This is a genomic window from Pseudarthrobacter humi, from assembly GCF_024294965.1.
Lineage (GTDB): Bacteria > Actinomycetota > Actinomycetes > Actinomycetales > Micrococcaceae > Arthrobacter > Arthrobacter humi.
In genome coordinates this window covers 75,951-99,966 of sequence record NZ_JANCLV010000005.1, presented here as the reverse complement: position 1 = coordinate 99,966, position 24,016 = coordinate 75,951, and the positions used below count along the sequence as shown (strand labels likewise).

The window sequence follows — 24,016 nt, the reverse complement described above, 5'->3', positions numbered from 1 at the left end:
CAGCCTGGTGGCTGCGGGGTGTGGGGAAGCTTTCGTGTGTACGCTCCACGCTACCGACGCCTCGGGGGGATTTCGCCTGTCTCAGGGATGATTCAGGGTCGAATCAGGGTAGTCCGCACGGATGATCAGGGGTCCCCTCAGGGGGCGCAGCAGCCTTAGGTGCGGGGCGAGTAGTAGGTCAAGGCACGCGGTTCCACCCGGATCCGGACGCTGCGCACGCCCGCCAGCGCCTCGCCGTCGACCGCCAGTGCCAGGGGGGAGCCCTCCGACTCAATCCGGACCTCGGTAGCCTCCCGTAGATGGGTGATCCGGGACGTCGCCACCGTGCCGGTCAGCACCGACCACAGGAGCCGGAGCCGGGCAAAGGATTCGTCGGCGGTGATCATGCGGACATCCAGGACGCCATCATCCATCACGGGCCGCGACAGGGGCGCGTGGTCCCGAGGGAAATAGCGCCCGCGTCCGATGTACGCGATCCAGAGTTTGTGCCGGACGCCGTCCACGGTCAGGGTGGTGGGTGTTCCCGCGGCGAACGTCCGGAACATTGCCACCACGCCGGCCAGCGGTTTACCGAGGGCCGGCTGCAGTTGTTCCCTGCGCCGGACCAGATTGGGATACAGGCCGATGCTGGCCGTGTTCAGCATGACCAGGTCAGCTGTCTCCGGGTTAACCGCCAGCCCGCGCTCCACGGTCACAATGCCGACGTCGGCCCGCGCGGCCTCACCTGCGGCCGCGGCTTCCACAGCGTCCTTCAGGTTCGCAGTCCCTGTGTCCCTCGCGAAGTGGTTAAGCGTTCCGCCCGGGAGCACCAGCAGGGGAAGGGAATGTTCGACGGCGGCGGCGGCGGCGGTGCCAACGGTACCGTCGCCGCCCCACACGCCCAAGGCACGGGTGTCCGGGTGGGAAGCGGTGGCCTGGATGGCCTCCTCCAGGCTCTCTCCCAGCTCCACCGTTTTTATATACGCCTTGGGGAATACTTCCTGGAGAGCGCCTGCCGTTTGTTCGGTGAAGGAGCCGCCGAGCGTATTCACCACGATGCTGAGGCCTTCACCGCCCGGCAGCTCCGGGGCCTGGGTTGCGGTGCGCGATACTCCGGGAAAAGGTGGGCGGACGGGCCACCACTTGCGGGTCACAAGCGCCGCCCCTGCGCCGATCGCCGAACCGAAGAACACATCCGAGGGCCAGTGGGCCCCCGTGTGGACGCGGGAGTAGGCCACCCCCAGCGCCGCCGGCGCAAGTGCCGCACCGACAACCGGCTTGACCAGCCCGGCGCCGAGCGCGAAGGCGATGGCTGAGGCCGAATGCCCCGATGGCATGGACGAAGTGGTGGGCTGCGGATGGACGAACCGGAAAACCGGCAGATGCTCAGGGAGCGGGCGTGCCCGCGGCAACAGGGTCTTGAACACCACGTTGGTCACCGCCGATGCCACCGCTTGGGCGATCAGCCCGTGCAGGGCAGCCCGGCGGGGCTTTCCGGGGAAGGCGGCCATAATCGCCGCTGCCCCGATCCACAGCTTGCCGTGGGTGGCGGAGGCGGAGAGGCGCCGGAAGAAATCATCGTGGTTTCCACCCGGGAACGACGACACGCCGCGGATAAGATGCCGGTCAAAGCGGCTGATCCAGCCCGGTCCCTTGCGCCACGCTCTGTACATCTCCCCACCCTATAACCGGCGGGTCCTCACTACTTGGAGGACTGGGGCATGGCGGGCAGGGGCTTGGAGGGCAGGGGCCTCGCGGCGCCGGCAAGGAGCAGTGCCACCAGGATCGGGGCGAGGATCGCGAGGAGGGCCAGGTGGATTCCCGTGAGGTCGCCGAGGTAGCCCAGCAACGGCGGGCCGGCGAGGAAGGAAACATACCCCAGGGTGGATACAACCGAGACCCTCGCGGCCGCATGCTTCGGATCGTCGGCGGCTGCTGACATTCCCATGGGGAAGGCCAGCGCGGAGCCCACGCCCCACAGCGCAGCACCAACCCCGGCCAGCCAGATGTTCCCCGCGAGCACAAACAGGCACAGACCCGCCGTGGCCGCGGCCATGCTGGCCCGGAGCACTACGACGCGGCCGTAGATGTCGATCACACGGCCGCCGAAGAGCCGCATCGCCGTCATCGCCAGGACAAACAAGGCGAACATCAGGGCACCGGTGGATTCCGAACTGCCCAGGCCGTCAACAGTGGCCTTGGCGATCCAGTCGTTTCCGGCGCCTTCGGTGAGGGTCGCACCCAGGACCACAACGCCGATCAGCAGGGTGCGTCCGTCACGCCAGGCCGATGGCCCCTTCGCAGCTGTCGGTTCACCTTCGACCGGAGGGGCCAGGGCCGCGTGGGGGAGGAAATAGCGGGGCGCCACGAGCGCCACCGCCACTACGACACCGGCGATGACCAGCAGGTGCACCGGCAGGCCAATACCGAGCGTCGAGAGGCCCGCGCCGATCAGTGCCCCCACAAAGGCCCCGCCGCTGAAGGCCGCATGGAACTGCGGCATGATGGTGCGCCGAAGCTTGTGCTCGACGTCGGCTCCTTCAATATTTTGGGAAACGTCCCACAGCCCGACGCCAATGCCGAAGAAGAACAGCGAAACGGCAGTGCCCGGGACCGATTGCGCCGACAGGGAAAGGGCAATGCCCACCCCGGCCAGGGCTGACAGCAGACCGCCTGTGCGCACGGCATTGGCGGTGCCGATCTTCCCCACCACAAGTCCCGCCGTCGGAAGGGCGAGCAGGGAGCCGACGGCGATGCACAGCAGAAGCGTGCCCATTTGGCCGGACGTCAGGTGCAGCGTCTCAGTGACGGCGGGGATCCTGGCGGCCCAGCTGGCAAAGACGAAGCCGTTGATCCCGAAGACCACAAAAGTGGCGGCGGCTGCTGCCCTGAGGGACGGTCCGGCCGTCGTGCTGGTATTGATGCTCATGCTTTGACTACTTCCACCGAGAGCTCGTTGAGGTGTGCGAGTTCGTCCGCACTCAGGTCTTTGTCCGTAACTATCACGTTCACGGCGTCCAAGGGGGCAACCAGGGCCATCGCGGTGGCGTTCCATTTGGCGCCGGCGCAGGCAACAATGACCCGCGCCGCGGATTCGAGTCCGGCCCGCTTCACTGCGGCGTCTTCCAGATCATGGGCCAGGAGACCGTCCCTGAGGTTCAGGGCGCAGGGGGTGATCACCGCCGCGTCGAAGCGCAGGGAGCGGATGTTGGCTTCCGCGAGCGGGCCGCGGAAGGAGAGCTCGCCAGGAACCAGGCTTCCGCCGGGGAGCAGCAGGGCGGGACGCTGGCCGGCATGCGGGTCGTCGTCGGTGACCGTCGTCAGGGAGCGCATGGACATGGGCATCAGCGTCAGTTCGCGCCCGCGGAGGACGCGGGCAATTTCCGTGGCTGTGGTGCCGCTGTCCAGCCACACGCGTTCGCGATCTCCCAGCAGGCCTGCCACGACGGCGGCGATCCTGGCCTTCACGGCCTGGTCTTCGAGTTCGCGCTGGCCGTAGCCCGGGTTTTCGCCGCCGGCAATGAGGCTCCTGGCACCGCCATGGACCCTGCGCAGCACTCCATGCGATGCGAGCAGCTCAAGGTCGCGGCGGATGGTGGCGCCCGATGCGTCGCACGCCTGGGTCAGCTCCTCCACCGAGACTTCGGCTTTGCGGCGAAGCAGCTCCCCGATCAGGCGGTGCCGCTCTTCAGTCTTCATGCTCATATGATAGCAATTTTTGATCATATGAACAGAGCACTACCGGACGCTCTCTCACTTAACGCAAGAAAATCACCATCGCTCTCTCACTTTCCTCAAGAAAGTGAGAGAGCGTCGGCCGAAAACCCGCAGGAAGTGAGTTTCTCAGGGGCGCTTCGCTCCGCCGTGGGGGCCGAAAATGTACTGCTGTGGGGAACCTTTGCGGTGTCTGGGCTGCCGGAGCAGACTGAAGAGTGTGTTCCGGTCGACCCCGGTCTCTCTTTAGTGCCGGTGAGCCTGTAAGTGAGTTTGGTGGTGGAGGGCGCAGCTTTTGTCCGCGGGACCGTGGAATGTTGCCGTTGAGCACGAATGTCAGATTTGTTGTTTATCCGCCTTCCCCGGGACACAGACGCCATCTGTTGGACTGTTCGAGGAAGGGTGAGCTCTCATGGAGGTCATTCACCCGCGCTGCGCGGGTGTCGATATTTCAAAGAAGGACGCGAAGGTCTGTGTCCGCATCCAGGGCCGCGGCGGCCGGTCCACCACATCCACCGTCACGACTTGGGGTTCGATGACGGGGCAGATCCTGGGGCTGAAGGAACACCTGCTGGACGAGCACGTGGATCTGGTGGTCATGGAGGCCACCGGTGATTACTGGCGCCCCTTCTACTACCTGCTTGAAGACGACGGACTGAACATCATCCTGGTCAATGCCCATGACGCCAGAAACGTCCCGGGCCGCAAAACCGACGTTTCCGACGCTGCCTGGCTTGCCGACCTGGGCGCCCACGGGCTGGTCCGGGCCTCCTTCGTGCCCCCGCCTCCGATCCGTGAACTGCGGGACCTGACCCGGGCCCGGACCATCATCACTCAGGAACGGACCCGGGAAATCCAGCGCCTGGAGAAACTCCTCGAGGACGCCTGCATCAAACTGTCCTCGGTAGCTTCGAACATCACCGGGGTCTCCGGACGACTGATCCTCCAAGCACTCATCGACAGGCAGACCGACCCCGCGGCCCTGGCGGAGATGGCCCAACGCCGGCTGCGGTCCAAAATCCCTGAACTCACCCAAGCCCTCAACGGCCGGTTCACCGAACACCACCGCTACATGACCGGACTCTATCTGCACCGGATTGATGCCCACACCGCCGATATCAACGACCTCAGCGCCAGGATCGAGGCGGCGATGGAGCCCTTTCGTTTCGCCCGGGAGCTCCTCGTGAGCATCCCGGGGTTCAGCACCACCATCGCGGAAATCTTCATCGCCGAAACCGGCGCCGACATGAGCGCATTCGCCACCGCAGGGCAGCTGGCATCCTAGGCCGGTACTTCCCCGGGATCCAACGAATCCGCCGGACGGGTCAAATCCACCAAAATACGGCCCGGCAACCGGTACCTCAAAGGTGCCCTGGGCATCGCTGCTCTGTCCTGCGCGAAATCGAAGAACACCTACCTCGGTGCCAGATACCGGCGCATTGCCTCCCGGCGCGGACCCGCCAAAGCCCTCGTCGCCGTCGAACACTCCATCCTCACTGCAGCGTGGCACATGCTCACCACCGGTGAACTCTACAACGACCCCGGCGCCGACTACTTCACCCGGCAGACACCCGTTAAAACCATGGCCCGGGCCGTCAGACAACTAGAATCCCTCGGCTATCAAGTCATTCTCGAACCCCTGCAACAGACCGGATAACACCGCTCACCCCACCGCACTCACCTAATTTTCATGTCAGAGAGCGTCAGCGGGCGCGCTCAACCCGCTTTTCGTCCCAGACAGGCTCGGCGGATTCGTAGACGCGGCCGTCGGAACCGAACACCAGGAACCGGTCAAAGGTGCGGGCGAACCAGCGGTCGTGGGTGACCGCCAGGACCGTTCCCTCGAAGTGGTCGATGGCCTTTTCCAGGGCCTCGGCCGAATGCAGGTCCAGGTTGTCGGTGGGCTCATCCAGCAGGAGGAGCGTTGCGCCCGAGAGCTGCAGCAGCAGGATCTGGAACCGTGCCTGCTGGCCGCCGGAGAGCGATTCGTATTTCTGCTCCGACTGCGACGCCAGGCCATAACCGTCCAATGCGCCTGCGGCAGCCTCGCGGCCCAGGCCGGACCGGTGCTCGTCGCCGCGGTGCAGGATTTCCAGCAGGGTCTTGCCCAGGAGGTCGGGACGGACGTGCGTCTGGGCGAAGAAGCCGGGCCGGATACGGGCGCCGAGCTTCACGGTCCCCTCGTGCGGCACTTCGGCAATATCGACGTCGGACACGGGAAGGTGTTCCCGTTCCGGGTCCGTCCCGCCCGTGGCGAGCAGGCGCAGGAAGTGGCTCTTGCCGGAGCCGTTGGAGCCGAGCACACCCACGCGGTCCCCGAACCACACTTCGGTGGAGAACGGCTTCATCAGCCCGGTCAGTTCCAGTTTCTCAGCCACGACAGCCCGTTTCGCGGTCCGGCCACCTTTCAGGCGCATACGCACGTTCTGCTCGATCGGCAGCGCTTCCGGCGGGCCGGCCTCGAGGAACTTGGCCAGGCGCGTCTGGGCGGCCTGGTAGCGGTTGGCCATATCGGAGCGGAATGCCGCCTTGTTTTTGTACATGTTGACGAGTTCCTTGAGCTTCACGTGCTCCTCGTCCCAGCGCTTGCGGAGCTCCTCGAAGCGGGCGTTCCGGTCGGCGCGGGCGTCGACATAGGAGCCGAAGCCCCCGCCGTGCACCCAGGCGCCGGCTCCGTTGATGCCCGGTTCGAGGGTCACGATGCGGCCGGCGGCATTGTTGAGCAGCTCGCGGTCGTGGCTGATGAAGAAAACAGTCTTCTTGGACTCGTTGAGCTTGTCCTCAAGCCAGCGCTTGCCGGGCACATCGAGGTAGTTGTCCGGTTCGTCCAGGAGCAGGAGCTGGTCAGGTCCGGCAAACAGGGCCTCCAGCACCAGCCGCTTCTGCTCGCCGCCGGAAAGGCTCGACGCCGGGCGGTGCTGTGCGCGGTCAAAGGGCAGTCCTAGCGCGGCCATGCAGACCTCGTCCCAGACAGTCTCCACGTCATAACCGCCGGCATCTCCCCAGTCCACGATGGACTGCGCGTACCGCATCTGGCTGGGCTCGTCGTCGTGCTCCACCATCGCGAGCTCGGCCTCGTCCACTTCCCTGGCCGCGGCGGCCAGGGCCGGCGGAGCGGCGGATACCAGCAGATCCCGGACGGTGGAATCGTCCCGGACCTGGCCCACGAACTGGCGCATGATGCCCATGTTTCCGGAGCGCCCGACCACACCTTCGTCCGGTACGAGGTCGCCGGAAATGATCCGGAAGAGGGTGGTCTTGCCCGTGCCGTTGGGGCCGATCAGGGCGGTTTTGGTACCGTCCGGGACCTTGAAAGTCACGCCGTTGAGCAGCTGGGTGCCATCGGAGAGGAAGTAGTCAATGCCGGAAATGTCTATGTGGGCCACGCCATCAATCTTCCCACGCCAGCCCTACCCGGCTTTTTGTCCAGATAATCCGACTTTGCCGGAGTTCTGCGCGCATTATCTGGACAAAAACTCGGGGGCGCTAGCCGGCGGCGGTCAGGAACTGCTTGAGCAGCGGCCCGGACGTGGTGGCTCCGAGTCCGCCGTCCTCGACAAACACAGCCACTGCCAGGTCACCGTGGACAGCCACAATCCAGGCGTGCGTCCTGGGCGGGTTCTCCTTGCCGAACTCCGCCGTGCCCGTCTTGGCGCCGACCGGCGCGCCCGGAACGGTAGACAGGAAGCCGGCGTGGCCGGACGTGACCACCGCCCGCATCATGTCGGACAGTGCCGCGGCCTCGGCGGCAGTGATCGGCTGGCCGGACGCTTTGGACGGCGCCTCGGGTGTAACGGTCGACGACGGCGACGCGGCCTCCGCGGTCGTCCCGCCGGAGGTGTCTGCCGCGGCAGCCCCCGCGTCGGGGTTCAGGACCAGCTGCGGTGAGACGGGGGATCCCTTGCCCACGGAACCGGCCATGATGGCCGCCGCCAGCGGGGAAAGGAGCACCTTGCCCTGGCCGATCATCGAGGCGGCATGTTCGGTGCCCGCAGCCTCGCCCGGAACGGACCCCAGGAAGGCCGCGGCGCCCAGCGCGGGGGCCTCCACCGCCACGCCCATGGCGACGGCGGCGGCCTCGAGCTGGGCCTGCGTGACTGTGTCGCGCGCAGCGATGAACGCCGTGTTGCACGAGTGGGCAAAGGCATCGCGGAGTGCCACGGACCCCAGAGACGTTTCCGGGTAACCTTCCGCGTTCTTGAATGTCCGGCCGTCCACCGTAAGGGTGGGTGTGCATTCCACCTTCGAATCGGGCGTCAGGCCGTTGCGGAGCATGGCCAGCGAATCGACGATCTTGAAGGTTGACCCGGGCGCGTACTGGCCCAGCATGGCCGTGTTGTAGCCGTTGCTTCCGGGGCCTGAGGCCGCGGCGAGAACGGCCCCTGTGGAGGGGCGGAGCGCCACGATGGCCGACGCCGGGCCTACACCGGCAAGGGTGCTCTCGGCGAGTGACTGGAGGTTCGGATCAAGGGTGGTCTTCAGTGGCGTGCCCGGGGTCGGGGCCATCTCGAAGACCACCCTGCGGGGATCCGTTCCGGTGGCCTGGATCTGTTCGCGGGTCAGGTCGGCCCGTTGGGCACGGATCACCACGGCGTCGGTGCCGCGGAGCTGCACGTCGTACTGCTGCTGGAGCCCGCCGATGCCAGTCACGTCGCCGGCGGTCAGGACGCCGTCGGACGCCTCGATCTGCTCGGCCGTGGCCTCGCCGACGGTGCCGAGCACTGCCCTTGCGAAGGTGCGGCTGGGTGCCAGCGGCTGGGCTTCCGGGATGGCGCGGGCGCCCGGAATGGCCGTGATCTGCGAGTCCGTGACGGTGCGGCCCTCATCACGGAGAGTGATGGCCCGGACGAACGCCTCGGCACCGGAGGCCGCAACCTGTTGGGCGTAGGCGGCGGGATCCACGCCCACCAGTTCAGCCAGTTTGGTGGCTGACGCGGCGGCGTCCGCGGATCCCAGAAGCATTCTGTCGATCCCCACATTGACCACGGGACGGTACGTGACCAGCTTCGCGTCACCCGCGCCCAGGATATCGGCGCGCTGCGGCGACTGCGTGCCCTTGCTGAGGATTTCGCTGTCGGCGAGTCCGGGGACCAGGGCTGCCGGGTTCCAGACCGCCAGCCATTTGTCCCCTGACTTCGTGAACTCCGCGGAGACCGTGTACTTCCACTCCCCGGTACCGATTTTCCAGGTGTAGTCCAGCGGAACGGTTGCAGTGTCGCCGTCCAGGGTGAGCTCGCCGGCCGACACGGTGGGCTTGTCCGGCTCCAGGGCCTTGAAGACGTCCTGGACCTGTTGCTGGGCCACCCCGGAGTCCTTGCCATCAAAGGCGACCGACCCGACGTCGAGCGTGGAAAGAGCGGACGCGAACTGCTTGGCCGCGCTTTCGGCACCCCCTCTGCCGTCGTCGCAGGCAACCAATGAGGCGCCGAGGATGAGTCCAGCTATGGCAAGCGATAGTTTCTTTGAGTTCCCCACGGCGCTATTATGCCCCGATTTGGAATGCACTTGCCGTCACACATATCGCGCGAACGGACACTTGGCGCCCCAACGATTTGCGCGAAAGGACACTTGAGCACCGCCGCCAGGGGCTTAAGTGTCCGTTCGCGCCGGCAGAGAGGCGGGGTTCAAAGGCCGAGCGAAGGGACCCCAAGACCAAATATGTCCTTCAGGGCATGTTTCGCGGCGAAGAACCCTGGCATGCCCGTTACCCCGGGGCCGGGCGGTGTAGAGGAGGAACAGAGATACACGCCGGGCACGGGCGTCCGCCACGGAACGCTGGAGACCACAGGGCGCTGGATAAGTCCGCGCACATCCATGATGCCGGCACTGAAGTCCCCGCCCACGTAGTTCCGGTTGTAGCTGGCCAGTTCGGCCGCAGTGGTCACCCGGGCCTGCATCACCACATCCCGGAACCCGGGTGCGAAGCGCTCCAGCTGCGCGGTGACGGCCTCGCCCATGTCGCGGGTTGATCCGGCAGGCACATGGCAGTATGCCCACAGGATCTGCCGGCCGGCCGGCGCCCGGCCCGTGTCGAACCGTGATGGCTGGGCCACCAGGACGTAGGGGCGCTCCGGGTGTTTCCCGGCGGATACTTCGTTCTCGGCACGGGCCAGTTCAGCACGCGTGCCGCCGAGGTGCACTGTTCCGGCGTCCCGTAGTTCCTTCGCTGCCCACGGAACGGGTCCGGACAGGATGAAGTCCACTTTGCAGGAACCATTCCCATAGCGGAACGCCTCCAGGGCTTGCCGGTATCTGACCGGGAGGCTGTCGCCTGCAATGTTCAGCAGGCCCCGTGGGGCCACGTCCAGCAGCGTGGCCCGCGCGCCGCGGAGTTGTTGGAGGCTCTCGATCGTCGCCCCCGTATGGATCACGCCGCCGTGGGCACGGATGTCGGCTTCCAGCGCCGCCGCAATGGAGGCCGATCCGCCCAGCGGAATCGGCCAGCCTTGGGCATGGGCCAGTGCGGTAAGCATGAGCCCGGCGCCCGCAGAGGCCAGTGAGGGCAGCTGCGAAACCGCATGGGCGGCCACGCCGCTGAGCAGTGCGGGCGCAAGGTCCTCGTGGAACCGCGCATTCCACAGCCGCGATCCCTGCTCCAGTGTCCGCAGCCCGAAAAGCGCCGCTGCCAGGGGATCCCGGGGGATCCTCATCAGCTGGTGCTGCGTCAGATCCATCACGCCGTCAATACGGTCAACCAGCGGGCCAAGTAGCCGGCGGTAGGCGTCGCCGTCCCGGCCCAGGCCTTGGACCGTCCGTTCGAGGCTGTGATATCCGAGGGCCGCCCGTCCGCTGTCGAGCGGTGATCCGAAGGAAAGCTCCGGGACCACCAGGTCTATCCGGCGTGCCAGCTCGAAGTCGCGGAAGAAGGGTGATGCCAGCGCCATGGGGTGCACGGCCGAGCAGATGTCATGGAGGTGCCCCGGCTGCATCAGTTCGGCGGTGCGGGTACCGCCTCCGATGGTGTCCGCCGCCTCGTGGACCTCGACGGAGAGGCCGGCGCGCGCCATTACGGCGGCTGCAGCCAGCCCGTTGGGTCCGGACCCGACGACGGCGACATCAGGCATGGTGTTTCGCCCGCCAAGGGAGCACCGCATGCGCGGGATGGCTGGGGCTGAAACGCAACCAGTCCGGGAGTCCGTCGAACGGCCCTCCCTGTGGATCATCGAGGTGATGGCGGCGGACAGGATCGTAGTCCGGATCGCGGATGTCCCATATAACCCGGAACATCAAATATGCCGTTGAAAGCATATGTGCTGCCACGGCCAGGACATAGTAGGGCATGTCAATATTGTGCTGGGTCGGGCCCTGGCTGGCCACTTGGCCCAGGTACATCCAGACGGCTGCCCAGTGCAGGCCTTCAACGCCCTGCCACATAAGAAAGTCCCGCCACCGCGGCCGGGCCAGCGCCAACAGCGGGATGAGCCACAGGACATGCTGCGGCGAATAGACCTTGCTGGTCAGGACAAAAGCACCCACGATGAGGAACGCCAACTGGGCCAGCCGCGGCCGGCGTGCTGCTGTCAGCGCCACCGCGGCAATCATGGTGCAGGCCAGCAGGAACGCGGCCAGCGCCAGCCAGTTGATGGTTGCGGGATCCAGCACTGGCCAGCGCAGCCGCCGGGCCACCAGGTTGTAGGCAAACCATAGGGACCCGTAGCCGGCTTCCCTCGTCTCGGTGAACCTGAAGAAGTACCCCCAGCCGGACGGATTGGCCACCGCGACAGGCACGTTAATGACCAGCCAGGCCGCTGCGCTGGCGCCTGCCGTGACAAGGAACCCGCGGATCCGTCCGGTCCGCAGGGCCAGCAGGAGGACTGCTCCGAGAACCAGGGCGGCATAGGGCTTCGTCGCTGTGGCGAGGCCAATCAGGGTGCCGGCGAGGACCAGCCTTTCCCGCGAAAAACACAGCATCCCCAGCGCCAACAACGCCACGGCCCACATGTCCCAGTTGATGGTTCCGGCCAGCACGATGCCAGGTGCCAGCGCCACCATGGCCGCATCCCAGGGGCGCCGCTCTGACATCCGGGCCGTGGCCAGCACGGTGACAATCCATACGGCTGCAACCAGGGTGGCATTAACGTCGAAGTAGCCAAGAATCCGCGCGTCACTGATGCCCTGACCCGGGACCATCCAGGCAGTCACGCCGGCAATGAGTCCCATCAGGACGGGGTCTTCAAAGAGGGATCCCGGGCTGAGGACCGGGAACGTGCCGTCCCCCAGGCCGCGGTTGCGGAAGAATTCCGGGAAGTCGGAATAGCACGTGGAATAGAACTGGCCGGGGCTCGACCAGCCGTTGGCCCGGCAGTAGCCCTTGACGGCGAGCCCGGCCAGCGCCGCCACGACGGTCAGGATGATCAGGACACGTTCCACGGTAAAAACGCCGGGGGAGACGAGGCCGGGCGCCGACCGGGCACCCATCGGCCCGCCGATCAGTTCCGTGAAGTTCTTAAGCAGCAGGTCGCTGCGGCTCGGAACAACCAAGCGGGCGCGCCGTGGGTGCGCCGGTGGCTTCGTCTCCTGCATGTCTGAGAGCTTACCCGGGACGCCCTGCCGGACGTTGGACTTCATTCCTGGCCCTCGCCTCAGTTCATGCCGCCCATCTGCTGGTGCAACAGGACGAAAACGTCTTCGCGCTGCCGTTCCAGCAGCTGCCCGTTGAATTCCCGGCGGTCATCGCGGACGGAATCCCGGACAGGCCTCCGCAGGAAGAACAGTGCTTTCTTGATTCTTTTGATCATGGTGGTCACCTCCTTTCGGCGTGTAATTGGGCATGACAAATAGAGCCATTTAATGTCGGAGCAATAACGGCAGAATTAGGCATGGAAATGCCCGGTGGTTATGAATTGTTCGCGAATGCGAATAAGGACCCTGTTGCAGCGGCGGTGCAGACCCCAACAAAGAAGCTTGAGTTCCGAACTATGGGGATGCTGCGGCGCCGCGCGGACCAGCCCAGAAGCTACGCCGACAGGAGACTTCCAGCAGGCGTCGCCTGAGGCGAGCCGCTAGCTAGCACGAGCCATCCGAGAAGGAGGTGGCCTGGACATACCTCATTGCAGGTGACGCCCCCCCCCCGCGGGGCGGGATCAGTTGCAGGAAGGTTAGGAGGCAGACACTCCATTATGACGGCGCGCAAAAGCAGCAGAGGCCGGGTTCGCGGTGATGGTCATCTTCCATCCGCTAGTCAAAGTAATCATTTTCCCAACCTCCTTTTCCGTTATGCCGCTGTCTCGGCTGACTGGCCAGACAACGCGCGCCGCGACCCCGGCAAAGACGCTCTGGGGTCAGGAATAAAATTACCCTACGAATAGAGCAATGCGCCACTTAATTCGCAAATTTTTTCAAGGAAGTTTATTAATGCGCCGTTAGAGTCCCCAGCGGACAATGGCCGGGGTCCGCTTATCCCAGCCGAGGGTGCAGACTTTCGCGGTTCCCAGGATGAAATGGCGGCCTTCGGCGGGCGGCAGTTCCAGCCAGCGCGCGGTGAGGATCCGGGAGAAGTGCCCGTGCGCCACGATCAGTACGTTGTCCAGCCCGGATTCCAGCACGCGGGCCACAATTTTGTCGGCGCGGGCTGCCACCTGATCCAGGGATTCGCCGTTGGGCACACCATGCGTCCAGATCAGGTAATCCGGGTTGTCCTTGCGGATCAGGTCCGAGCTGATGCCCTCGTAGTCGCCGTAGTTCCATTCCACGGCCAGCGGCTCGTGCTGTGCGTCAGGGTAACCTGCCAGTTCGGCTGTGCGCCGGGCGCGGCGCAGTGGGGACGTCAGGACCAGGTCGAAGTCCACCTGGTCCAGCACTTTGCGGGCCTCTACGGCCTGCTGCTCGCCTTCCACGGTCAGGGGCAGGTCGGTGAGCCCGGTGTACTGCCCGCTCTTGGACCATTCGGTCTCACCGTGGCGCAGGATCCAGAGCTGCGGGCGGGGCGTGGTCATCGGGTTGGTCATTTGGACTCCTCGTTCGGGGAAGGTTCGACGGCGGCGGGAGGTTCGTCTGTTTCCGGAACCGGGGGTGCCGCCTCGGGCTGCTCTGCCCACCAGGCCAGCAGCCTCGCTTGGGCGTCGTCCGGTTGCAGCGGTCCGTGTTCCATCCGCTCCTCGAGCAGGTACTTGTAGGCACGGCCCACCACGGGTCCGGGTTTGAGGTTCAGGAGGGCCATGATTTTGGCGCCGTCCAGGTCGGGACGGACCGCGTCCAGGGACTCCTGCTCGCGCAGTACGGCGATCCGGTCTTCCAGGTCGTCGTAGGCGAAGGCGAGCCGTTCAGCCTTCCGCTGGTTGCGGGTGGTGACGTCCGAGCGGGTCAGCCGGTGCAGCCGTTCCAGGAGCGGGCCGGCGTCCGTGACGTAGCGGCGGACGGCCGAGTCGCTCCAGCCGGCATCGCCGTAGCCGTAAAAACGCATGTGCAGCTCCACCAGCCGGGCCACGGCCTTGATCGTGTCGTTGTCGAACCGCAGGGTCTTCATCCGTTTGGCCGTGAGCTTGGACCCCACCATGTCGTGGTGGCGGAAGCTGACCGCGCCGCCCGGTTCGAAACGCCGCGTAGCCGGCTTGCCGACGTCGTGCATCAGCGCTGCGAACCGCAGCACAAAATCGGGGGCCGGCACGGCGCCGTCGGCATCCGTTTCCAGGGCGGCGGCCTGTTCCAGGACCTGAAGGGAGTGCTGGTAGACGTCCTTGTGGCGGTGGTGCTCGTCGGATTCCAGCCGGAGCGCCGACACCTCAGGCAGCACAAACTCGGCGAGGCCGGTGTCCACCAGCAGGTCCACGCCGACGCGGGGGTTCGCACCGCAGATGAGCTTGACCAACTCATCACGGACCCGTTCAGCCGAGATGATCTTGATGCGCTCGGCCATCTGGGTCATGGCCAGCCGCACGTCGTCGTGCACGGAAATACCCAGCTGCGATGCGAACCGGGCAGCGCGCATCATGCGGAGGGGATCATCGGAGAAGGAGTCCTCGGGTGAACCGGGCGTCGCCAGGACAGAGGCGCTGAGGTCCCGGACGCCGCCGAACGGATCAATAAGTTCAAGGGAGGGCAGCCGCAGCGCCATGGCGTTGATGGTGAAGTCGCGACGCAGGAGATCGTCGGTGAGTGAGGTGCCGAATGCCACTACGGGTTTGCGCGACTCCGGATCGTAAGCTTCGGCGCGGTACGTGGTGATCTCGATCTGGAAGCCGGCTTTCCGCATCCCGATCGTCCCGAACGCGCGGCCGATCTCCCAGAAGTTGTCCGCCCATTTCTTGATCAGGGCAACTGTCTGGTCCGGGCTGGCGTCGGTGGTGAAGTCCAGGTCCGGCGAGGTGCGTCCCAGGAAAAGATCCCGTACCGGACCGCCCACCAGGGACAGCTCGTGGCCGGCGTCGACAAAGCGCTGCCCGAGCTCCAGGACCACCGGGTCCACCTGGAAATCGACGGTGTTGGAATCAATCTTGTGATGTGCGTGCGCCATAGTTACTTAAGCTTGTCAGAAACCAGCGGCTTGGCAGGCCAAATTCTCCTCAAGATCGCGCCTATTCGCCTCCAGCCCCTCAAAGTGCGTCATACGCAGTCCACTTTGATGTCATGTTCAGGTCATCATGATCGGACAAGAGTCGTTAGAGTGGACTCCATGGCCCATCCCGTACCGAGCGCTCCCGGCAGGAGGACAAACGCACCGTTGCCGTCGGCAATTGGTGCCCACGTCGCGCCTGTCTTGCACTCGGCCCCGGCCTCGCTGCCTACGGTGGAGGAAATCTCCGCCGGCGGCGTTGTGGTGGACACGTCCGACGGCGAACTAAGGGTTGCGATCATCGCCCGCCTTAACAGGGGCGGACGGCTGGAGTGGTGCCTGCCCAAGGGCCATCCTGAAGGCAAAGAGGACAACGAGCAGGCAGCAGTCCGCGAGATTGCCGAGGAAACCGGTATCGAGGGCGACATCCTGGCGCCGCTGGGCAGCATCGACTACTGGTTCACTGTCAGCGGGCACCGCGTGCACAAGACCGTGCACCACTATCTGCTGCGCGCCACCGGCGGCGAACTCACCATCGAAAACGATCCGGACCACGAAGCCGTGGATGTCGCCTGGGTCCCCATCAAGGAACTCGCACGGAAGCTTTCGTTCCCCAATGAGCGCCGCATCGCGGATCTGGCCCGGGACGTCCTGCCCGAACACCTCTAAGGCTGCATCCGCCGGAGTGGCATATGCCTGCTCCGGCATACGGCCTGTCCGTTGCGGTACAAACAGCGTCCGGGTGAGACGATGAACTCGATGTCAGCTACCAATCCCCCCTCCGATAAAGCAGGCCGCGCCGCCCCGAGCGAAACCTCGAGTGAAACCCGGTCCAGCGCCATCATGGCCGCAGGCACCCTGGTATCCCGGTTCCTGGGCTTCGGCAAGACCTGGATGCTGGGTGCAGCGCTGGGCCTCGGCTCCACGGTTAACGACACGTTCATCAACGCCAACAACCTGCCCAACCTGATCTTCCTCCTGGTGGCCGGTGGTGTGTTCAACGCCGTGCTTGTCCCGCAGATCATCAAGGCCAGCAAGGCCCCGGACAGGGGAGCGGACTACATCAGCCGGCTGCTGACGCTGGCTGTGCTGCTCCTCCTGGGCCTCACTGCCCTGGTCACCCTTGCAGCGCCGTGGGTCATCGAACTGACAACCCAGGGTTATTCGCCCCAGCAGAAGGCCCTGGCAGTAGCATTCGCCTTCTGGTGTCTGCCCCAGATTTTCTTTTACGGCCTCTACGCCCTGCTCACACAGGTCCTCAACGCCAACGGCGCGTTTGGACCGGCCATGTGGGCGCCCATCATGAACAACCTGGTGGCCATTGGCGGCCTGGGCATGTTCATCTGGATCTTCGGCGAGAACCTGGCCAACCCCCACACTCTGGACAACTGGGGCACCACCCAGACGCTCTTCGTTGCGGGTTTCTCCACCATTGGGGTGGTGGCCCAGACGGCTATCCTGCTGATCCCTGTGTTCCGGCTCGGGCTGGGCCTCCGCCCGCGGTTCGGCTGGCGGGGCGTTGGACTGGGCCAGGCCGCCAGGCTGAGCGTCTGGACGCTACTGACCGCCGCCGTCGGGCAGCTTGCGTTCCTCTACGTCATGCGCATCGCCACCATTCCCGGCGCCGAACGCCTCCGCCTTGAGCAGGCGGGGGACCCCGCCGCCGACTTCCTGCCTGGAAACGCCGTGCTGGAAGTGGCCAGCCAGCTTTATCTGCTGCCGCACTCGATCATTGCGTTGTCCCTGGCGACGGTCCTTTTCAACCGGATGACCCGTGCCTCGCAGGACGGCAACAAGGCCGAGCTGCGTGACGCGCTGTCCCACGGCCTCCGCACCATGGCCGTGGCCACTGTTTTTGGCGCCCTTGCCCTGTTCGCGCTGGCAGGCCCCCTGGGCATGTTCTTCTCCGGCGGGGAAAAGCAGGACGGCGTGATGCTGGCCCAAACGCTCACTATCCTGGCGCTGAGTACCCCATTCATGAGCGCGAATTTCATGATGTCGCGGGTCTTTTACGCCAATGAAGACGCCCGCACGCCCTTCAATATCCAGTTGCTGCTCGCCGTGGTCTATGTGGCCGGCGCCTTCGCCATCCAGTTCCTGCCCGTGGGCCAGGTCATCTACGCGATCGCCATCCTCTACATGATCGGCAACATCCTCTCCGTGGTGATCAGCGCCTTCTTCCTGCGCCGGCTCCTGGGCCACCTCGACGGGCCGCGGATCGCCAACTCCTATATCCGGATGGGTTATGCGGCGCTCGGTTCCGCGATGGCGGGCGCCGGTGCCCTGTGGCTGATGGGCAGCTACAGCGCGGACGGGTTCGCCTGGAGTGGCCGGCCCGCCGCGCTGGTGACGGTCATCGTCGTCGGACCCATCATGTTGGTTACCTATCTCTTCCTGCTCAAGATCTTCCGCGTCGCGGAACTCAGCGACCTCATGCGCCCCCTGCTGGGACGGTTGGGGCGCGGTACAGGACCTTCGGGCGGCACCGGGGGAACGCCGTCGTCGGCTCCGGATGCTGACGCTTACGGAACGGAACGTCCGACGCCGGAACGCGCCACGGTCTCGGTGGACACCGGCCTGATTCCCCGGATTTCCGGCGAATTCGACGCCACCTCCTTCCGCGCAGGTCCCGTACCGGAACGCCAGGCAGCGCCTACGGCGCCGGCTGACGGCGCACAAGGGGAAACTGAGGCGGTGGCTAACGGGGGCACTGAAACCGCCGCGGGATACCTTCCCGCAGAGGACGTGCCCGGCACAGCGCGGGGCGGGCTGCTGCGGGACGAGATTCCCCTTCCCGGCCGGCGCACGTTCCAGGGCCAGGCCGGACAGAACCCCCATTTCAGGCCGCGCCGACCTCGAAAAAAGTGATCTTCCCGCGGTTTTTGGTTGCCTGTCGACCACGGCGGCCATGGCCGATCGGCTAGGATCGACAGTGAACAGGGGTAGTTGCAGGCAAGCGCAGACCGGCTCGCCGGCTGGCTTTTGGCCGGTTTCTGACCGGCGGTGGCATCAGCTACGCCGGCATTCCCGGACAGTCTAGGAGGAACACGTGTCCCACCCGATCGACGTTGGATCAGTACTCGGCGGCCGCTACAAGGTCACAGCCACGGTATTGACCTCACACGACCAGGATCTGGTGCTGGACGGGGTGGACCAGGTTCTCAACCGACCGGTCAGCATTCTGGTCGCCGGCCCGGACAACACCGAACAGGTGGCCCAGAGCGCCCGCGAGGTGGCTACCGGTGAGCGCCCAGGCAACGTCCAGGTCCTGGACCTTGGGGTCACTGAGGCCACCACGTACCTCATCACCAACCACACGTCCGCGGCAGACCTGTTGGACCTCGTGGTTGCCTCCGACGCGCCTTACGTCGAGCCGTTCTTCACGGATACCCTGGGAAGCGAAATTTTCGGCCAGGTGCGTTCACACGAACCGGAACCGTACGACGACGAAGAGAACGTCGACGCCGGATATATCAAATATTCGGACAATCACCCCAGCCAGGGTGACCCCCACCGGTCGGCCGCACCGGTTGCCCCGCCGTTTGTACCCCCGGTTGTTCCGGCCCGTCCGCCGCTCCGCCCGGCGGTACGTCCGGCGTCGGGGCCTGCAAATGCCGGAGCCGTTGGAGCAGGGGCCGCCGCTGCTGGCGCCACTGCCGCACATCAGCACGTCACTGCGCCGCAACCGGTGCAGGCTGCGGAGAACCGGCCAGTTTCCGGTCCGGCTGAGCCCAGGGCCGGCGCGGGCTCCGATTCGCCCAAGGTTTCCCTGTGGTCTGAGGACGATTATTCCAGCGGCTCCCACGACGCAGGCTACGACGAATCCGTGGTCTCCGGAGCGCCGGAACGCTCCGATCGCGCAGCGGGCGCCTTCCCGTCGCTTGCCCGGAAAGCGTCTCCGGCGGCCGCCGTACCGCCTTCCGGCGGGACGGATGACTATTACGACGACGACGAGCCCGAGCGTGAGCCCCGCTCCATGCGCTGGCTGGTGGGCGGGCTGCTTGCCGTGGTGCTGATTGCCGGGCTGGTCTTTGCGGTCACCAACCTGGGCAGTCTATTCAAATCTGGCCCCCAGGCCGCCCCGACCTCCAATTCGACGGGCTCCACGGTGCCAAACTCCGGGTCAGCTTCCCCAAACCCGAGCTCCGCACCGCCGGCGGCACCGCCTGCAATCGAAAGCATCACCCGCCAGGGGGATTTTGACTTCGCAGGCACCTATGACGTGGATCTGGTGAAGGCGTTTGACGGCAACGCAGCCAGCTACTGGTCAGACATGGAATTTGCCACCGAGGGCTGGGGCGGCCTCGCAACCGATGGCGTGCCCTTGTTCGTCAAGCTGAAGAATCCGGCGAAGGTTTCATCCATCACCCTGACCCAGCTCGGAGCCTCGGGCGGCAATCTCAGTGTCTTCACCAATGACCGTCCGTCATTGGACGGAGCCAAGCTGGTGGGGACCAACAGCTTCACGTCAACAGATCTGACCATGCCACTGGCCGAGCCGGTGGAGGCACAGTACGTGATCGTGTCCATCAAGACGCTTCCCAAGCTGGCCGCCCCGAAGACCCGCTACGGCTTTGGCATCCGCCTGGCGGAGATCAAGATCCAGTAGGACCACACCTGCGTCGTTCCCGTTGAGCCGCGACTGTTCTGCCCGGAGCATTGCTCCGCAGTAACAGACGCGGCTCAGCTGTTTTCAGACGGTAATCTGGTAGGGCGTCCCGTCCAGGTGACGGGGTTATGGCCGCTGATGGTTCCTCCGTTCGCGCGGCGCCCGGAATATTCACCACCTAGATTCAGTTGTGCCATGTGGCCGGCCGCAAAAGCCGGCGCATCGACTAAGGAAGAGGTTCACCGTCCAGTGAGCAACGCAGAAAACACCGCGTCCGAAGTACGTGATGTCATCATCGTCGGCTCGGGCCCGGCCGGGTACACCGCCGCTATCTACACGGCGCGCGCCAACCTGAAGCCCTTGCTTCTGGCCGGATCAGTCACCGCCGGCGGCGAACTGATGAACACCACCGACGTCGAAAACTACCCTGGCTTCCCCGAAGGCATCATGGGGCCGGACCTCATGGAGAACTTCGAGAAGCAGGCAGCCCGGTTCGGAACGGACATCCAGTTCGAGGACGTCACAGCACTGGACCTCGACGGCGACATCAAGACTGTCACCATCGGAACCGGGGAAACCTTCCGCGCGAAGGCAATCATTCTTTCCACGGGATCCGCTTACCGTGAGCTGGGCCTCCCGAACGAAAAGCGCCTCTCCGGCCACGGCGTCAGCTGGTGTGCAACCTGCGATGGTTTCTTTTTCAAGGACCAGGACATTGCGGTTATCGGCGGAGGAGACTCGGCCATGGAAGAAGCCCTCTTCCTGACCAAGTTCGCCAAGTCGGTCACCGTTGTTCACCGCCGCGACACACTCAAGGCCTCCAAGATCATGGCGGACCGTGCCCTGGCCCACGACAAGATTTCGTTCATCTGGAACAGTTCCGTTGACGACGTCATCGGAACGGACAAAGTCACCGGGCTCAAGATCAAGAACCTCCAGGACGGTACCGTGTCCGACCTCGCCGTCACCGGCGTTTTCGTCGCCATCGGAAACGACCCCCGCACCGACCTGGTCAAGGACTCCCTGGAGATCACGGCAGCCGGTACCATCGCTGTCGAGGGCCGGAGTTCCAAGACGACCATTCCTGGGGTTTTCGCCGCCGGCGATGTTGTTGATCCCACCTACCGTCAGGCCATCACGGCCTCCGGTTCCGGATGTGTTGCCGCGATCGACGTGGAACACTACCTCGCAGACCTTCACGCGTAATCTCGCGTACCCGCCGTTCGAAGAGAGAGACAAGGTTATGAGCAACGCTAAAGACGTAACAGATGCAAGTTTTGCTGCGGACGTACTGTCCGCCGACAAGCCGGTAATTGTGGACTTCTGGGCTGAATGGTGCGGCCCCTGCCGGAAGCTGGGACCCATCCTCGACGAGATCTCGGTGGAATACAGCGAGAAGGTTAATGTGGTCAAGCTCAACGTCGACGACAACCCCGCCATCGCCGCCGAGTACGGAATCACGTCCATCCCCGCCGTTTACCTCTTCCAGGACGGCCAAGTGAAGAGCACTGTTATCGGTGCGAGGCCCAAGCAGTTCTTCGAAAAGGAATTTGCGGACGTCCTGTCCTAAGCAGGTAGGGGACTTCGGTCCCATAAGACCAGCGACACCGGCCTGTGGCCACTGCTTCCTTGAAGCGGTGGCCACGCGTCTTTAAGACCGAGCCCGTTGAAGCGCAACAACATTGCATCAACCGTCATTTGTTTCCGAACCTCACTAATTGCTCTGAGTCGCCCCTGGAGACCAGTGCAGAGCTGGGTGTCTTACTTATAGGGGCTAGGCTAGTGAGCCGCAAATTCCGGTCAGACGTCCCCGCCGCCGTCCTGGAGTTCGCCTTTCCGGATTCGGATTCCTGTTTCACGTGAAACATTGGCGATCGAGATGCAGAGCCTCGTACTTCTGGCCTCGCTCACGTGAGGAATTGGCGTACGACACTGTGAGAATCTTCGCAGAACGTGCGGTCCTCGTGGGCTTCGGCCCGCGAACCGCGATAAGAAGGCATAGGTTCACCGACAGTAGGCAGAGGGTTCCCGGACTCCAGATCGTTACCAGACTCAAAATGCCCGCCGACGCAAGACTGAGTGCACTGTTTCACGTGAAACATCCACCGTTCGCCAAGCCGAGCGGCGTAGGGTCGCGGGCCGACAAAATATCTTCAGCGTCAGTGCATGCTAATCCTTACATCCGGGTTCCCTTGCGGCACAACAATGCCGCCGCGATTCGGCTCGACATCCTTGAATTCAGTTGGGTTCAGTTCGGCTCACGACGGTAAAACAACTAACCCAGACTTCCATTTTCGTGACGGACAAACACTGCGCACTCATGCGTACCCCGGGCTATGTTTCACGTGAAACACTGCGAAGACTGCGTGAGTCTGCTCCCTCCAGTTCCCATAGGCCTGCCCGATGGCAACTTCGAGCCAGGCCTCATGTATCGAATTCACGCGATGTAGCCGTATTGCGTCCCATCCATTCGCTGAGGAGAATAGCCGCGGCGAACTCAGAGATTAGATCGAACTAGGAGCGGCGAATACCAATTGGATTCGGTGGCCTAGTGACTTTCACGGCCCGTTTCACGACGCGGGGGACAATGGAACCGGAGCAACAGACTACCGGAAGCACACCGACCAGGTCGGCGTATCAGTCTCGCTGGCCGTCCATGGTCTGAATCAAACGCCGATTCTCGTGGTTGATGCCTCGAAAATCGAGGTTCCACGGATTGCTCAGACGCAACGCCGGTGGTCGGGGGAGTCGGCGCTCGTCGGGGGGTGTCGGGGCCGGCCGGAGAAGGCAAGGGCGCCTGGGATGTCCGGTCTCTCCCATAACGCAAGGTTACGAGCAATTGGAATAGGTCCCCGACTTCAAATGGCGGCGTCCCCTCGTAATTGACTGCCCTCTCTCGAAAATGGATCCACGTCAGAAATGCGCACAAGTCTCGTCGCCAAATCGCAGCACGTTGCTATCCTGCCACGTCGGTATCCAGTTCAGTGCCAGCCTGACCAGTTGCAACAGTCCAGTCTTGTCCACTGCATATCGACACAGCAGCGCGCGCGATCCAAGATTCAGCGACCCCCGGGAGCATACTCACGCAGCGCTGGGAAACCTCCAGCACAGACGAGCATGCGGACGAAGTCGGAACCGTCGGCCCGGAGTCTCACCAAGCGCTTAGCCGATACCTGCAGCGTCGGATAGTGATGGAGAGGCCGTTCGGACAGGGCACGCGTCGCGCATTCAAATTGTACTGGCCGCTCTGGTGGGTCCATTCGGGATCAATCGTCGTATTGTGCGACGTATCCATGAGTGCCAATAGCTGAAGAGGCAGCACATGCGGAGATTGAACAAGCCTGATTTAGCTCTCGACCGCCTGCAGCGACGGTCTCGACGCACATGTGTTGCGGCCTCATCCTTTGACAACGACGCCGTACTCGTATTCGCGGGCCATACAAGAGACGTCCTGTTCGCCATGGGTGCGGGCCGGCAAAGACGGAAATAGGGACGCGGCTGTTCTTCCACGCCGGACTGTTTCACATGAAACAGTCCGGCCCCTCTGACCACTACGTGGATGGCCAGACACTGTTTCACGTGAAACCGACTGACCGAAATCTTCCTCCCAGCCTTTCCGAGACGGCATGCCAAGGACGCCGGCTTCGTATGTGCGGGACGCCATCTTCAGAGGCCAACTACCAGATAGCCGCATCCCCACGTCAAGCTAGTAGCGCCACGACCAACACTTCGTAGACACTCGGACCACCCCTACACAACCCAGGCAGACGAGGAATACTCTGCTCACCGCAGGAATTCTCTAAACTGCCGGGCGCCCTCAATCCTGCCACCGGGCCCTATGGACGCAAACGTGAAGGCTCGGCCTTCGCCCACGGCCCCTGGTCTGCAGCGTCGATGGGGGACAGTCAGACTGAACCTGGTCTGGAAGAAGGCGACCGCCGTCTACCTGCCCGTGCCCAAATGGGCACTACAGCTCCGCCCCCACGCACATCTCTATTGGCAAGATCGCTACGGCAGCCGTCCAATCAGCGAAGCACCATACCAGAGCCACCTGCCCGGTCGTCAACGAAGGACGGTATAGGAACCGATTGCCCGGTCAACAACATGTCAGTCCGCCCTGCAGTTCCCGACCGAAGCGACACGCGTCGGCCTGTGCCGATGGGATGCGCGTTGGAGCAAGGCACCGGGCACCCAGCTGCGAACGCATCCTAGGGGCGGGTTAT

General features: G+C 64.4%; 15 protein-coding genes and 1 pseudogene. 6 read left to right on the top strand and 10 right to left on the bottom strand.

Annotation, left to right across the window (positions count from 1 at the left end; translation table 11 throughout):
• Positions 1–155: 155 nt before the first annotated feature.
• From NFC73_RS09380 to NFC73_RS09370, 3 genes are read right to left on the bottom strand one after another with little or no spacing between them, the layout of a single operon-like run.
• The gene (locus tag NFC73_RS09380; protein WP_254749575.1) at positions 156–1,652 is read right to left on the bottom strand and encodes a bifunctional phosphatase PAP2/diacylglycerol kinase family protein; all 1,497 of its coding nucleotides are present in this window, start codon (positions 1,650–1,652) and stop codon (positions 156–158) included.
• A gap of 29 nt (positions 1,653–1,681) precedes the next feature.
• On the bottom strand, positions 1,682–2,908 hold the full coding sequence (locus tag NFC73_RS09375) for an MFS transporter (RefSeq protein WP_254749574.1): 1,227 nt from the start codon (positions 2,906–2,908) through the stop codon (positions 1,682–1,684).
• Entirely contained in the window at positions 2,905–3,678 is a 774-nt protein-coding gene (locus NFC73_RS09370) for a DeoR/GlpR family DNA-binding transcription regulator (RefSeq protein WP_254749573.1), read from the bottom strand. Before NFC73_RS09370 ends, NFC73_RS09375 begins: the two co-directional genes overlap by 4 nt.
• A gap of 427 nt (positions 3,679–4,105) precedes the next feature.
• On the opposite strand from NFC73_RS09370, the pseudogene NFC73_RS09365 reads away from it, so the two are divergent.
• Positions 4,106–5,350 (top strand): annotated as a pseudogene (locus NFC73_RS09365) (IS110-like element ISArsp3 family transposase).
• Between the two features lie 46 nt (positions 5,351–5,396).
• On the opposite strand, the gene NFC73_RS09360 reads toward NFC73_RS09365, so the two are convergent.
• The 7 genes from NFC73_RS09360 to NFC73_RS09330 all read right to left on the bottom strand — a co-directional run bounded on the left by NFC73_RS09360 (position 5,397) and on the right by NFC73_RS09330 (position 15,145).
• Positions 5,397–7,079 (bottom strand): ABC-F family ATP-binding cassette domain-containing protein, encoded by a 1,683-nt coding sequence (locus tag NFC73_RS09360; RefSeq protein WP_254749572.1) that lies wholly within the window; start codon positions 7,077–7,079, stop codon positions 5,397–5,399.
• A gap of 100 nt (positions 7,080–7,179) precedes the next feature.
• A complete protein-coding gene (locus NFC73_RS09355) occupies positions 7,180–9,168 on the bottom strand; it encodes a penicillin-binding transpeptidase domain-containing protein (protein ID WP_254749571.1) in 1,989 nt (662 codons plus the stop codon).
• A gap of 149 nt (positions 9,169–9,317) precedes the next feature.
• Positions 9,318–10,757 (bottom strand): phytoene desaturase family protein, encoded by a 1,440-nt coding sequence (locus NFC73_RS09350; RefSeq protein WP_254749570.1) that lies wholly within the window; start codon positions 10,755–10,757, stop codon positions 9,318–9,320.
• Positions 10,750–12,216: a glycosyltransferase family 87 protein gene (locus NFC73_RS09345; RefSeq protein WP_254749569.1), complete on the bottom strand. Its 1,467-nt coding sequence runs from the start codon at positions 12,214–12,216 to the stop codon at positions 10,750–10,752. The genes NFC73_RS09350 and NFC73_RS09345 overlap by 8 nt, the downstream gene beginning before the upstream one ends.
• 59 nt (positions 12,217–12,275) lie before the next feature.
• Positions 12,276–12,431: a hypothetical protein gene (locus NFC73_RS09340; RefSeq protein WP_254749568.1), complete on the bottom strand. Its 156-nt coding sequence runs from the start codon at positions 12,429–12,431 to the stop codon at positions 12,276–12,278.
• A gap of 624 nt (positions 12,432–13,055) precedes the next feature.
• Complete coding sequence (locus tag NFC73_RS09335) at positions 13,056–13,640, bottom strand: histidine phosphatase family protein (RefSeq protein WP_254749567.1); 585 nt, start codon at positions 13,638–13,640, stop codon at positions 13,056–13,058.
• A complete protein-coding gene (locus NFC73_RS09330; protein WP_254749566.1) occupies positions 13,637–15,145 on the bottom strand; it encodes a CCA tRNA nucleotidyltransferase in 1,509 nt (502 codons plus the stop codon). Before NFC73_RS09330 ends, NFC73_RS09335 begins: the two co-directional genes overlap by 4 nt.
• A gap of 207 nt (positions 15,146–15,352) precedes the next feature.
• On the opposite strand from NFC73_RS09330, the gene NFC73_RS09325 reads away from it, so the two are divergent.
• The 5 genes from NFC73_RS09325 (at position 15,353) to trxA (ending at position 21,363) form a co-directional block, all read left to right on the top strand.
• Positions 15,353–15,853: an NUDIX hydrolase gene (locus NFC73_RS09325; RefSeq protein WP_058930646.1), complete on the top strand. Its 501-nt coding sequence runs from the start codon at positions 15,353–15,355 to the stop codon at positions 15,851–15,853.
• 90 nt (positions 15,854–15,943) lie between these two features.
• A complete protein-coding gene (murJ, locus tag NFC73_RS09320; protein WP_254749565.1) occupies positions 15,944–18,052 on the top strand; it encodes a murein biosynthesis integral membrane protein MurJ in 2,109 nt (702 codons plus the stop codon).
• Between the two features lie 181 nt (positions 18,053–18,233).
• Positions 18,234–19,793 (top strand): protein kinase family protein, encoded by a 1,560-nt coding sequence (locus tag NFC73_RS09315; RefSeq protein ID WP_254749564.1) that lies wholly within the window; start codon positions 18,234–18,236, stop codon positions 19,791–19,793.
• A 249-nt stretch (positions 19,794–20,042) separates the two neighbouring features.
• Entirely contained in the window at positions 20,043–20,999 is a 957-nt protein-coding gene (gene trxB, locus NFC73_RS09310) for a thioredoxin-disulfide reductase (RefSeq protein WP_254749563.1), read from the top strand.
• Positions 21,000–21,036: 37 nt separating this feature from the next.
• Positions 21,037–21,363 (top strand): thioredoxin, encoded by a 327-nt coding sequence (gene trxA / locus NFC73_RS09305; RefSeq protein WP_058930642.1) that lies wholly within the window; start codon positions 21,037–21,039, stop codon positions 21,361–21,363.
• Positions 21,364–24,016: the final 2,653 nt, after the last annotated feature.